The 11830-nt window shown below is 63.6% G+C and carries 10 protein-coding genes and 1 pseudogene; 8 read left to right on the forward strand and 3 right to left on the reverse strand.

The features are described 5' to 3' along the window. Positions 1-107: 107 nt before the first annotated feature. Positions 108-866, reverse strand: a complete 759-nt coding sequence (locus tag AAFG13_RS19775) for an SDR family oxidoreductase (protein WP_212315856.1) — start codon at positions 864-866, stop codon at positions 108-110. Positions 867-945: 79 nt separating this feature from the next. After that, positions 946-2217 (reverse strand): ROK family protein, encoded by a 1272-nt coding sequence (locus AAFG13_RS19780; protein ID WP_342713068.1) that lies wholly within the window; start codon positions 2215-2217, stop codon positions 946-948. Between the two features lie 241 nt (positions 2218-2458). Here AAFG13_RS19780 and AAFG13_RS19785 point away from each other — a divergent pair, with 241 nt between their 5' ends. From AAFG13_RS19785 to AAFG13_RS19820, 8 genes and pseudogenes are all read left to right on the forward strand, one after another. After that, positions 2459-3424 (forward strand): sugar-binding protein, encoded by a 966-nt coding sequence (locus AAFG13_RS19785; RefSeq protein ID WP_212315861.1) that lies wholly within the window; start codon positions 2459-2461, stop codon positions 3422-3424. 64 nt (positions 3425-3488) lie between these two features. Continuing rightward, complete coding sequence (locus AAFG13_RS19790; protein WP_342713070.1) at positions 3489-5015, forward strand: sugar ABC transporter ATP-binding protein; 1527 nt, start codon at positions 3489-3491, stop codon at positions 5013-5015. After that, a complete protein-coding gene (locus AAFG13_RS19795) occupies positions 5012-6073 on the forward strand; it encodes an ABC transporter permease (RefSeq protein ID WP_342713071.1) in 1062 nt (353 codons plus the stop codon). Before AAFG13_RS19790 ends, AAFG13_RS19795 begins: the two co-directional genes overlap by 4 nt. Before the next feature lie 308 nt (positions 6074-6381). Further along, a complete protein-coding gene (locus AAFG13_RS19800) occupies positions 6382-7731 on the forward strand; it encodes a carbohydrate porin (RefSeq protein WP_342713072.1) in 1350 nt (449 codons plus the stop codon). A gap of 39 nt (positions 7732-7770) precedes the next feature. Next, the gene (locus tag AAFG13_RS19805; protein ID WP_212315869.1) at positions 7771-8535 is read left to right on the forward strand and encodes an ATP-binding cassette domain-containing protein; all 765 of its coding nucleotides are present in this window, start codon (positions 7771-7773) and stop codon (positions 8533-8535) included. Then, the gene (locus AAFG13_RS19810; protein ID WP_342713073.1) at positions 8535-9617 is read left to right on the forward strand and encodes an ABC transporter permease; all 1083 of its coding nucleotides are present in this window, start codon (positions 8535-8537) and stop codon (positions 9615-9617) included. Before AAFG13_RS19805 ends, AAFG13_RS19810 begins: the two co-directional genes overlap by 1 nt. A 91-nt stretch (positions 9618-9708) precedes the next feature. After that, complete coding sequence (locus tag AAFG13_RS19815; protein WP_342713074.1) at positions 9709-10641, forward strand: sugar-binding protein; 933 nt, start codon at positions 9709-9711, stop codon at positions 10639-10641. A gap of 358 nt (positions 10642-10999) precedes the next feature. Continuing rightward, positions 11000-11281, forward strand: a pseudogene (locus tag AAFG13_RS19820) (nitroreductase family protein); the annotation flags it as partial. A 99-nt stretch (positions 11282-11380) separates the two neighbouring features. Here AAFG13_RS19820 and AAFG13_RS19825 read toward each other — a convergent pair. Next, the gene (locus AAFG13_RS19825; RefSeq protein ID WP_342713075.1) at positions 11381-11824 is read right to left on the reverse strand and encodes a hypothetical protein; all 444 of its coding nucleotides are present in this window, start codon (positions 11822-11824) and stop codon (positions 11381-11383) included. Positions 11825-11830 lie beyond the last annotated feature (6 nt).

Raw genomic sequence — 11830 nt, forward strand, 5'->3', positions numbered from 1 at the left:
CGCGCTCGCGGCAGGCCATTCCCGCAATCACACGGGAGCACAGCTTCGCCGCGCGCCTCAGGCTCACCGCGGGTCCGTCCAGCTCGTCAACGCAGTCGGCCGTGTCGCTAGACCCAGCCACCGTCGACGATGTGGCTCTGGTTGGTGCAGGCGCCGCTGTCGTCGGCGGCGAAAAAGAGGACAACGCGGGCGATGTCGTCGGGCACGAGCTTGCGCTTGAGGCATTGGCGCTGCATCAGCTCGGCCACACCTTCGGGCGTCAACCACAGATCCTGCTGCCGCCGGGTCATGATCCACCCGGGCAGGACGGAGTTGACCCGCACGTTGTGCGGCCCGAGATCGCGGGCCAGCGCCCGGGTGAGGCCCTGAACCGCTGATTTGGCCGTGGTGTAGCAGGGCATGTTGCCCTGACCGATCACCCAACTCACCGAGCCGATGTTGACGATCGAACCGCCCCCCGCCTGTTTCATGTCGGGTGCGACCGCTTGGGCGCTGAAGAACTGATGCTTCAGGTTGACGGCGATCCGCTCATCCCAGAATTCCGGCGTCACGTCCTCGATCGCGTGACGGTCGTCGCGGGCCGCGTTGTTGACCAGGATGGTGATCGGCCCGAGCGCCTCACGGATGCCGGCAACCGCGCGTCGCAGTGCGGCGATGTCGCGCAGGTCGGCGTGCTCGAAGTGCACGCGGGCATGCGCTCCCAAATCGGACAGCAGCTGCTCCGAGGACGTCACATCGATATCGATGAATCCGACCCGCGCGCCCTGGCTGATAAACTGGCGGACGATGGCCTCGCCGATGCCGGAACCGCCACCGGTTACCAGGACGGTCCGGTCCTTGAGGCTTGGATAGATGGCACCCTGCATTGGCATTCTCTCGCTTTGGCGCCTGAAGCGCGTCGGTTGCGTTGCTGCGGCTGCAGCCAAGAGCCACGGCTCCCGAGGTTCACTCGGTCGTCTCCATGTGGTTTCGGTCCACGACCCGCAGCGTCCGCCGGACCATGCCGTCGACAATCGTCGCCGACTCGCTTGGACGCACATGGATCGCGGTAGACTTGAGCAGCCACGGCAACACTGCCCGGTCGAGCCGCTCCTCATAGGCACTGCGCATCATGTCGAATGCCTGCAGGCCTGGACCCGCGAGGATGATGTGATGCGGGCGCAGCACCGATATCGTCGTGGCGACCGCATCGGCAAGCGCGTGGCCTGCCTGCCGGAATAACTGCTCGAGACGGGGATCGCCGGCGCGCGCCCGCGCGCGCAGCAGAGCCATCTGCGCCTCGGACGGCTGCTGCGACACCGCCGGCGGCAGGTCGAGAAAGGTACGCGCGTCGCGGTAGAGCGCATAGTCGGCGAGATGGGCCTCGATGCAGCCACGCTGACCGCAACGGCATTGCGGACCGTTCGGCGCTAGCTTGACATGGCCGATCTCACTGCCTGCGCCGGCACCGTCGCGCGCTTCACCGTCGACAACGACGCCCATGCCGACGCCGTGGCCCACCATGATCGTGGCCGTGAGGCCCTGCGCCAGCGCCGGCTCAGCGGCTGCGAGGGCCAGCGCAACCGCAACCGCATCGTTCGCCATCACGACTTCGACGCCGAATGCCTGGCGAACCGGCGTCGCCAGATCGACATCGGTGATCGACAGCGCCGGGCTCCACAGATGCCGGCCGGTGTCGGAGTCAACGATGCCCTGCAACGCAACCCCGATTCCCAATAGCCGATCTCGCGGCGTGGCCGTCGCATCAATCATGGCGTCGATCTGCGCGATCACGAGATCGCACAACGCGGCTGCATCGAGCGCGCGTGTCGTCAGCTCAAGTCGCGACTGCGCCAGGGCAGAGCCGCTGAAATCGGCGATCAATGTCTCAATCAGATTCATGCGCAGCGAGACCGCAATGATGCGGCCAAACTCGGGGTTCAGGGTCAGCAAGACCGCCGGCCGGCCGCGGCGGCGGCCGTTCAGGCCGTCCGTATCCTCTTCGTCGGTATCGTCGGGCCACACCGTCGCCGTCTCTGTCACTGCTTCGCACAGCAGGTCTTCCGCCATCAGTTTCGACGTGATGGCCGATATGGCCGGGAAGCTCAGCCCCGTGCTGCGTGCGAGCTCGACGCGCGGCAATGGCCCCTGACGCCGCAAGACTTCGACGAGCCGGCCGCGGTTCGATCCGCGGGCCAAACTCGAAGCGCGTCTCAGCGGTTCGGGCTGTTCATTCATATCGGCTTTTTTAATTCGCTTAATGAAGTTATTCAACGCGAGTAACTCATATAATGGTCAAAAGGCGCCGGTTGTGGCAACAATACATCACAACAACACTATTATTGCTTGAAGATACGGGCAACAACATCCTTGACTGGACATTTTGCCGCGCTAATTTATTAGTTACGTGAATAAAATAAGGCGTGAAAAGCGCCGAGCGTGAAAACCCCTCAGCTGGGGTGTCGTCAGGGAGGTGCATATGAATGACTCAATGAGAAGATTGATCGTGCCGCTGTTGGCGGGCGCGGCCGCGCTCGCGATGGCCACAGGGATAGCACAGGCACAGCAGAAAAAGACCATCGCGCTGGTGACCAATGTCGCGGCCGACTTCTGGACCATCGCGGGCCGCGGGCTCGAGAAGGCGCAGAAGGAGCACCCGGAATACAATATCGAGCTGATCGTCACCAACGAAGGCACCGCGGCTGGCCAGCGGCGCGAGTTGGACGACCTCTTGGTGCGCGGCGTCGCCGGCATCTCGATCTCGGTCGACGATGCGCCGCATGCAACCGAAGAACTCAACAAGGTCGCGGCCAAGACCGTGCTGATCACGACGGACAGCGACGCGCCGCAGAGCAACCGTCTCGCCTATATCGGCACCGACAACGTCGCGGCTGGGCGGCAGGCCGGCGAGGAGATCAAGAAGGCACTGCCGAACGGCGGCAAGATCGCGCTGTTCGTCGGAACGATGGACGCCGACAACGCCCGCGAGCGCGTACAGGGCATCAAGGAATCGATCGCCGGCACCAAGGTCGAGCTGGTCGACGTGTTCACCGACCAGGTGGACTTTGCCAAGGCCAAGGCGAATATGGAGAACGTGCTCGTCAAATATCCCGACATCGCACTGCTCTCCGGCCTGTGGAGCTACGAGACCCCGCTGATCTATGATGCGGTGAAGGCCGCGGGCAAGGCCGGCAAGGTGAAGATCGTCGGCTTCGACGAGGACCAGCGGACGCTGCGGGGCATTTCCGACGGCACGATCGAATCCACGGTCGTGCAGCAGCCCTACGAGTTCGGCTACCTCTCCGCCACCAACATCATCAAGACGCTGACCGGCGACAAATCCTGGATTCCGAAGGACAGCAAGCTGATCGTGCCGACCAAGGTGATCAGCAAGACCAACGTCGCGGAGTTCGCCGGGCAATTGAAGGAACTGCTGAAAAAGTAACTTCAGTCGGCTTCACCGCCCGGCCGCCACAGGCCGCCGGGCGGGCTGCAGGAGGACATGTCGAATGGCGGAGACGCTGCTCGAACTCAGCGGAATCAGCAAGACCTATCCCGGAGTCAGGGCGCTCGACGACGTCAATCTGCGCGTCTGCCGCGGCGAGGTGCTGGGCCTGATCGGCGAGAACGGCGCCGGCAAGTCGACGCTGATGCGCGTGCTGGCCGGCGTGATCGCGCCGAGCGCGGGCGTGATCCGCATCGGCGGCAACGACCACGCAAGGATGACGGTGAACGAGGCGACCCTTGCCGGAATCGCCTTTGTGCACCAGGAGCTGAACCTGTTCGAGAATCTCGACGTCGCGGCCAATGTCTTCATCGGGCGCGAGAAGCTCGCCGGCGGGCCGCTGAAGCTGGTGGACAACGCGGAGATGCGCGCCCGCGTGACGCCGCTGCTGCAACGGCTGGGCGCCGATTTCGCGCCAAACACGCTGGTCGACAATCTGTCGATCGCGGAGCGTCAGATGGTGGAGATCGCCAAGGCGCTCTCGATCGATGCCCGCGTGATCATCATGGACGAGCCGACCTCCAGCCTGACGATTTCGGAGACGGAGCGGTTGCTCGAGGTGATCGCCGACCTGAAGGCGCACGGCATCTCGGTGATCTACATCTCGCACCGGCTCAGCGAGATCATGAGCTGCGCCGATCGCGTCGTGGTGCTGCGCGACGGGCGCACCGTGGGCGAGCTGGCGCGCGACGAACTGAGCCATGCCGCGATGATCCGGCTGATGATCGGCCGCGACCTGAAGGCGCTGTATACGCCGCCGGCACGCTCGCCGCAGCCGGGCGGCTGCGATATCGCCGGCGTCGTGACGACCGCCTTTCCCGACCGGCAGATCGACCTTTCCGTGCGGCGCGGCGAGATCCTCGGCCTCGCCGGACTCGTCGGCGCCGGCCGCACCTCCCTTGCCCGCGCGGTGTTCGGCGTTGACCCGCTGCTGGCGGGCGAGATCAGGATCGACAACGAACCGGTCGGTGTCGCCTCGCCGCGCGATGCGATCCGGCAGGGAATCTATCTGGTGCCGGAGGACCGCAAGAAGTCCGGGCTGGTGCTGGAGCTGCCGATCCGGGAGAACGTGACGCTCGCGAGCCTGCTGGATCATGCGCGGATGTGGCTGGTCAACGGCGCGGCCGAACGCAGAATCGCAAAAGACCAGGCCAGGAGCCTGTCGATCAAGGCGCCGAGCCTTGACATCGAAGCCGTGACGCTCTCCGGCGGCAACCAGCAGAAGGTGGTGCTGGGCAAGTGGCTCTCGATGCAGCCGCGCGTGATGTTCTTCGACGAGCCGACCCGCGGCATCGATGTCGGCGCCAAGAGCGAGATCTACGCGCTGATGCGCAGCCTCGCCGACCGCGGCGTCGCGATCGTGATGATCTCCTCCGACATGGAAGAGGTCATCGGCGTCTCCGACCGCGTCGCAGTGATGCATGAAGGCAGCGTCAGCGGCGTGCTCGAGCGCGACCAGTTCAGCGAATACAACGTGTTGAGGCTGGCGGTCGGCCAGGCGCTCGAAACCCTGGAGACCGCTGCGCCATGATGAAGAAGGAACTCGGCCTGTTCTTGCTGCTGGCGGTGATCTCCGCCATCACCGGCGCAATCAATCCGGCGTTCCTGTCGTTCGTCAACTTGCTGAACATGGCCAATCTGATCGGCCTGTTCGGTGTGTTCGCACTGGGCGAAGGTCTCGTCATCATCACCGGAGGCATCGATCTTTCGCTCGGCTCGATGTTCGCGCTGCTCGGCGTCGTCTTCATCGACCTTCTGACGACGTATCAGGTGCCCTGGCCCATCGCGCTGTTGCTGGTCCTGATGGGCGGGCTGGCGCTGGGCGGCATCCAGGGTTTCCTGATCACGCGGCTGAAAATGCAGCCCTTCATCGTGACGCTGTGCGGGTTGCTGATCTATCGCGGCGCCGCGCGCTATTACACCAGCGATTCGACACGCGGCTTCGGCTATGGTGACGAGGCCAGCACGCTGGGCAACATCGCCTCCGGCAATATCGCAGGCATTCCCAACACCTTCATCTTCCTGATCATCCTGGCGCTGATCCTCGGCGTGCTGCTGCATCGTTCGGTCTACGGACGCTGGCTTTATGCCGTGGGCAAAAACGAGGAAGCGGCGCGCTTCTCCGGTATCAACACAAATATCGTGATCGCGACCGCCTATGTCATCAGCGGCGGCCTCGCCGGCGTTTCGACCGTGATGTTCGTCTTCTACACCAACTCGGTCTCTCCGAGTTCCTTCGGCAATTTCTACGAACTCTATGCGATTGCGGCTGCCGTCCTCGGCGGCTGCAGCCTGCGCGGCGGCGAAGGCTCGATTCTCGGCATCGTGCTGGGCACGGCGCTGCTGCAGGTGCTGCAAAACCTCGTGAACATCCTCGGCATTCCGAACTCCCTGAACTTCGCGGTGATGGGAACCGTGATCCTGATCGGCGTGCTGGCGGATCAGCAATTGCAGGCCCGTCGGCGACGCAAGGCGGCGCTCGCCGGGCTCGCCCGCACGGCACCGCGATCAAAGGAAACCACAATCCTGCAAAACGCATCTCCGCGCGGCGCGACGGCGTTGCCGACGAGCGCGGGCGATCAAGCATGACTCGACTGCGAAGAACCACGATCGGGAATATGGCCGCGGCGACTTCGGTAGAGGAACAAGGGGAAGAGAGTTCAATGCGCAAGACTGATCAAGCATACGACGCTCGCGTCCACGTTGGGCCTGCACGCCGAACCCGGTGGGGCCACGGACAGGCCCTCACCACCGTCTTGAAAGGCTTCGGTGTGCGCGCAGTTTCTATCTCAAGTTGACGGATCGATACACTGACGGGGCACGTTCCAGGCCGAAGGGCTTTGGGCAGGGACGTGAGACAAAAATGGACAAAGCCGGGGACGCTGGGAGTGCAGAAAATGTTGCATAGGTCTGTAAACACCGCGCGGGCATGCGGCGTGGGGATCGCTTTGTTATCCTTGTTCGGCGGCGGCGCGCATGCGGCCGATCTCTTAACGAAAGCTCCGCCTATTCCTTACGCTGAGACCGATGATTTCTGGACGAGACCGTATCTGTTCGGCGATCTCGGCAGGACGCAGCTGAAGGAGCGGGGTATCTCGCTGGCCCTGACGCTGGGCGACGAAGCTGTTGGCAATCTGTCGGGCGGCAACAAGAATGTCGGTGCCAACGCCGGGCAGCTGTTCTTTCAGGCCAAGTTCGACATGGCGAAGCTCGCCGGCATCCAGGGCGGCCTGGTCGGCCTTACGCTGGTCGACCGCTTCGGCCACAATCTGAACGACGACGCAGGCATTCCGGCCTTGCAGCTGACCAACGAAGTGTTCGGCCGCGGCAATATCCTGCGCCTCACCGAACTCTACTACTCGCAGAAACTGTTCGATGACCGCCTTGAACTCAAGGGCGGCCGTCTGCCGGTCGGTTCCGACTTCTTCTTCGGCCTGTGCGAGTTCATCAACCTGACCTTCTGCGGCGGCCAGCCCGGCAACATCCAGGGTGGCTACATCTACAACTGGCCGGTGAGCCAATGGGCCGGTGTCGCACACTACAACTTCACTAAGGAATGGCAGCTTTCGGTCGGCGTCTACGACGCAAATCCGAACTATCTGACGACGTCGGACTCCGCGACGTACTTCCTGCCGGGCGTCCCCGGCTCGAGCCGGGCCTCCGGCGTGCTGGTGCCGGTCGAGGTGGTCTGGGCGCCGAGCGGTCCCCTGAACGGGACCTGGCGTTTCGGCGGCTGGTATGACAGCGCGTCGACGATTGACGGCGGCCTTCCGGGTATCATTGCGATCGCCCCGGGCATCGGCGGCGTCTCGGACCAGAATCTGGGCGATCAGCGCGGCCGCTATGGCGTCTATGAATCGATCCTGCAGCGGCTGACCGTTGAGGGTGCAAAGGCACAGGGCTGGTACATGTTCCTCAACACGACGGTCGCCGATCACCGAACGTCGTATCAGGACTATCAGGTCGCCCTGGGCTTCCGGCACACCGGAACGTTCTCCTGGCGTCCGGACGACGAAGTCGGTTTCGCGGTGGGTACGACCCACGTGAATTCGGCTGCGCTCACCCTGAATGCGGGCGGAAACGAAGTTCCGATCGAAGCCTGGTACGGCTGGCAGGCGACTGGCTGGATGAACCTCAAGTTCGACGCCCAGTACGTGATCAATCCCGGCGGGCGCGGCTATAATGCCGCCGGCATCAAGACCGAGAATGCCTGGGTCCTTGGTCTGCGCACGCTGGTGCACTTCTGAGCCGGAGGGGGTTGCCAGCATGTCTGAGCGAGGCCCGCCATGGTAACCCCTCACGACGCCGGGCTGGCCGTCCTGGAGTTGAAGGGCATCGGCAAGGAGTTCGGCGCCATTCGCGCGTTGCATGGCGTCGACCTGCGCGTTTCTCCCGGCGAGGTGGTCGGCCTGATGGGAGACAACGGCGCCGGCAAGTCGACGCTCGTCAAGATCATCGCCGGCAACTTCCCGCCGAGTCACGGCGAGATCCGCTTTGACGGCAAGCCGGTTCATTTCGTCCGGCCGATCGATGCCCGCGCGGTCGGAATCGAAGTGGTCTATCAGGACCTCGCGCTCGCCGACAATCTCACGGCAGCGGCCAATGTCTTCCTCGGCCGTGAGCTCAAGCGCAAGCTTGGTCCGTTCGCGTTTCTCGACCACAAGGCGATGGCAGCCCGCGCGCTGGAGCTGTTCGGCGAGCTGCGTTCGGAGACCCGACCGCACGATCTCGTCAAGCAGATGTCGGGCGGCCAGCGTCAGGCGGTCGCGATCGCACGGACTCGGCTGTCCAATGCCAAGCTCGTGATGATGGACGAGCCGACGGCCGCGATCTCGGTCCGCCAGGTCGAGCAGGTGCTGAGCCTGATCCATCGCCTGAAGGAACAGGGCGTCGCGGTGATGCTGATCTCGCACCGCATGCCCGACGTGTTCGCGGTCTGCGACCGCGTCGTGGTGATGCGCCGCGGCGAAAAACGTGCCGACAAGGCGATCGGCGACACCAGCCCCGAGGAAGTCACCTCCCTCATCACGGGAGCGAGAGAGGCTGCGTAATGGCCACGCCCCTGGAATCTCCCATCACCTTCACCAATGTCGGCAAGACCAAATGGTGGCAGAGCGGCTTCTTTGCCTCGCAGACCGGCTACGTCCTGCTCGCGCTGGTGGCGCTGTTCGTGGTGATGAACTTCGCCAGCCCCTACTTCCTCACCGAAGGCAATATGCAGAATGTGGCGAAGAACTTTTCCTTCATCGCCATCGCCACGCTCGGCGTGACCTTCGTCATCATCACCGGCGGCATCGACCTCTCGGTGGGGTCGGTGATGTGCTTTTCCGCGATGATCACCTCGATGGTCATGACCCAAATCTCGACGCCGGGCATGCCTGGCGCGGAGTGGTTCGTGCATTTTGCCGACGACGGCAAGACCGTGATCGCAAATATGCCCGGCTTGATCCTGCTCGTCTCGGTCCTTGCGGGGCTCGGCGTCGCGCTGATCGTCGGTCTCGTCAATGGCTTCTGCATCGCGGTGCTCGGGCTGTCGCCTTTCGTCACCACGCTCGGCATGCTGTCGATCGTGCGCGGCCTCGGTTACGTCGTCTCCAACGGCCGCGGCAGTTTTCCCAGCGGCCCCGAAGCCGAATATCTCTACGCGCTGACATCCGGCGTCGTATTCGGCATGCCGGCGCCGTTCATCTATCTCGTGGTTCTTGCGGTGGCGATGGCGATCGTGCTGCACCACACCGGTTTCGGCCGCCACGTCTTTGCCGTCGGCGGCAACGAGAAGGCGGCCGCGCTGACCGGCATTCCGGTCGTGCGGGTGAAGATCGAGATCTATGTGATCTGCGCGCTCGCCGCCGGCCTGCAGGGCATCATCGTCTCGGGCTGGCTGGGATCGGCGCCGGCAAACATGGCGACGTCCTACGAGCTCAACGTGATTGCAGCCGCCGTCATCGGCGGCGCCAATCTCGCCGGCGGCGCCGGCGGCCCGCTCGGGGCGATCGTCGGCTGCGTGCTGCTCGAGGTGATCCGCAACGGCCTCGTGCTCGCGCAGATCAACTCCTACTGGCAGCAGACCTTGGTGGGCGTGATCATCATCGCGGCGGTGCTGGTCGATCGTCTTCGCTCGCGCATGGCCTGAAGAGTTCGTCCTGGAGGATCGTAATGTCCGCCTATCCGCCTTCGGGAGCCGCTGATTTCGAGGGATAGGCATAAAAATGAGGAGGGAAACAATGAAGAAGGCACTTCTTGCCGCTGCGGTCCTCGCCATGATGGCGACACCCGGCTTTGCCCAGAGCTACAAATTCGTGATCGTGCCCAAGGCGATGAACAATCCGTTCTTCGATTTCGCGCGCGACGGTTGCCAGAAGCGCGCCAAGGAACTCGGCAACATCGAATGCATCTACAAGGGTCCCGTCGAGCACGAGCCGGCGACGCAAGCACAGATCATCCAGGATTTCATCACCCAGAAGGTGGACGGCCTGGCCATCTCGGTCGCCGATGTCGCGGCCATGACCAAGTCGATCGAGGCGGCAAATGCGGCCGGCATTCCCGTCATCACGTTTGACGCGGACGCGCCGGGCTCGAAGCGGATTGGCTATATCGGCACCGACAACAAGGAGTTCGGCGTCGCGCTCGGCAAGCAGTTGCTGAAGCTCCGGCCCGATGGCGGCAAGTACGCGATGGTCTCCGGCGGGCCGGGTGCGAAGAACCTGGCCGAACGCGTCGACGGCGTCCGGGAAGCGCTCAAAGGCTCGAAGTGGACCGAAGTCGGGGGCTCGCCGACGTTCTGCAACGACGACCCCGCGCTGGGCGTCCAGCAGATGACCGATCTGCGCACCGCTGTTCCTGATCTCGCGGCGATCATCCCGGTCGGCGGCTGGCCGATGTTCGCCCCGGAAGGCTTCAAGGCGTTCGCCAGCAAGAGCAAGAAGGACATCGACGCCGGCAAGTTCACGCTCGTCGTGGCCGATACCCTCAAGATGCAGCTTGAACTTCTGAACGAGGGCTATGTCAACGCACTGATCGGCCAGCGTCCGTTCGAGATGGGCGAGAAAGCGATGGATACGCTGCTTGCCATCAAGAAGGGCCAGAAGGTGCGGGAGATCATCCACACCGGTCTCGACGTCGTGACAAAGGACAACGTCGCGGCGATGCTGAAGTAGACACCGCTGCCCGGTTCCGGCCCGCCCATTCAAGGAGAAATCGCGGATGGGCGCGGCGGTTCCTGCATGACCCGATCTCGTCGAAATCTCTGGATTTGCCCGCAGCGGACCAATTGCCGGCGCGAGGTGCGCGCCGGCAAAATATCGAAAACAACCCCATGCAAAGTGAGCGACGGCTGCCGACGTTCGACAGGGCGACTTGACACGTCGGGCAACTCAGGGGTTTACTTCCAATATTCCGAAATTATGCGAGCGCCGCCTCGCCCGCCGGTTGCGCTTGCTATCGCGTCAATTCCAACGGCCGACGACAGTCCGCCGGCAGCCGTCGTTCATTGAGGTTAGTCACGCAGAGCGGCAGGAAATCCCTGCACGCGGTCTGTATATGGAGTACCCGCAGCGTCAGCGCGACGAAGCAGTACGCACCGGCATCTCCGGCGCCGCGGCAATGATCTATGCGGCCCGCTCGCTGGGCCTGGGTTCGACGCCGATGATCGGTTTCGATGCTGAAGCAATGGCCCGCGAGTTCGCGCTGGCCGACGACGAGGTGCCGGTGATGCTGTTATCCGTCGGCGCGGAACGTCCGGGAAACTGGCCGCAGAAGCCGCGCCGTCCGTTGGCCGATGTGCTGGAATTCGCTTAGTACGGTCAGGAGACGGATGGTCGCAACGATGCCAGGGCTTCCATCGCTCCCGCGAGGTCTTACGCAGACAACCTGTGGCTCGGCTGCAGTTTAGCTCCCTCAGGAATCGCCCCGTTCGGAGAAAGTTTCGCCCTCGCGCATCCGGCCAAGCTCCAAGGGCGCATTGGCGCTGTCGAGGAACTCAACCGTGGTGAACCACAAGTCGGCATCGCCGACGTTTTCGAGGTCGTGGATCTTGTATTCACCCTTTCCATAGACGAAGTGACGGGTCTCGCCGGCCGAGTAGACCGCTTCGACGATCGTCCCGTCCTCGGCGTGCGATTGCGCCCGGCCTGGCGTTACCGCGGTCCAGAAGTAGTCCAGCACGTGACGATGGAATCCGATGCGCTCACCTGGGGCAAGCCGGATTTCCCAGACCCGCACGCGCTCGGTCTCGGACAACAGCCGCGTCCCGACCCGCCCGTTGAGCTGATTGGTATCGAACTCCTTGCGAATGTCGTCGGGCCAGGCGGCCCTCCCCTTTTCGGTCACATCGACGCTCATTGTTGT

Origin of the sequence: Bradyrhizobium sp. B124 (genome assembly GCF_038967635.1) — a bacterium.
Lineage (GTDB): Bacteria > Pseudomonadota > Alphaproteobacteria > Rhizobiales > Xanthobacteraceae > Bradyrhizobium.

Excerpts from the sequence above, each read along its gene's own strand:
- AAFG13_RS19775 (WP_212315856.1), bottom strand. The coding sequence starts at position 866 with ATGCAGGGTGCCATCTATCCAAGCCTCAAGGACCGGACCGTCCTGGTA.
- AAFG13_RS19780 (WP_342713068.1), bottom strand. The coding sequence starts at position 2,217 with ATGAATGAACAGCCCGAACCGCTGAGACGCGCTTCGAGTTTGGCCCGC.
- AAFG13_RS19785 (WP_212315861.1), top strand. The coding sequence starts at position 2,459 with ATGAATGACTCAATGAGAAGATTGATCGTGCCGCTGTTGGCGGGCGCG.
- AAFG13_RS19790 (WP_342713070.1), top strand. The coding sequence starts at position 3,489 with ATGGCGGAGACGCTGCTCGAACTCAGCGGAATCAGCAAGACCTATCCC.
- AAFG13_RS19795 (WP_342713071.1), top strand. The coding sequence starts at position 5,012 with ATGATGAAGAAGGAACTCGGCCTGTTCTTGCTGCTGGCGGTGATCTCC.
- AAFG13_RS19800 (WP_342713072.1), top strand. The coding sequence starts at position 6,382 with ATGTTGCATAGGTCTGTAAACACCGCGCGGGCATGCGGCGTGGGGATC.
- AAFG13_RS19805 (WP_212315869.1), top strand. The coding sequence starts at position 7,771 with ATGGTAACCCCTCACGACGCCGGGCTGGCCGTCCTGGAGTTGAAGGGC.
- AAFG13_RS19810 (WP_342713073.1), top strand. The coding sequence starts at position 8,535 with ATGGCCACGCCCCTGGAATCTCCCATCACCTTCACCAATGTCGGCAAG.
- AAFG13_RS19815 (WP_342713074.1), top strand. The coding sequence starts at position 9,709 with ATGAAGAAGGCACTTCTTGCCGCTGCGGTCCTCGCCATGATGGCGACA.
- AAFG13_RS19825 (WP_342713075.1), bottom strand. The coding sequence starts at position 11,824 with ATGAGCGTCGATGTGACCGAAAAGGGGAGGGCCGCCTGGCCCGACGAC.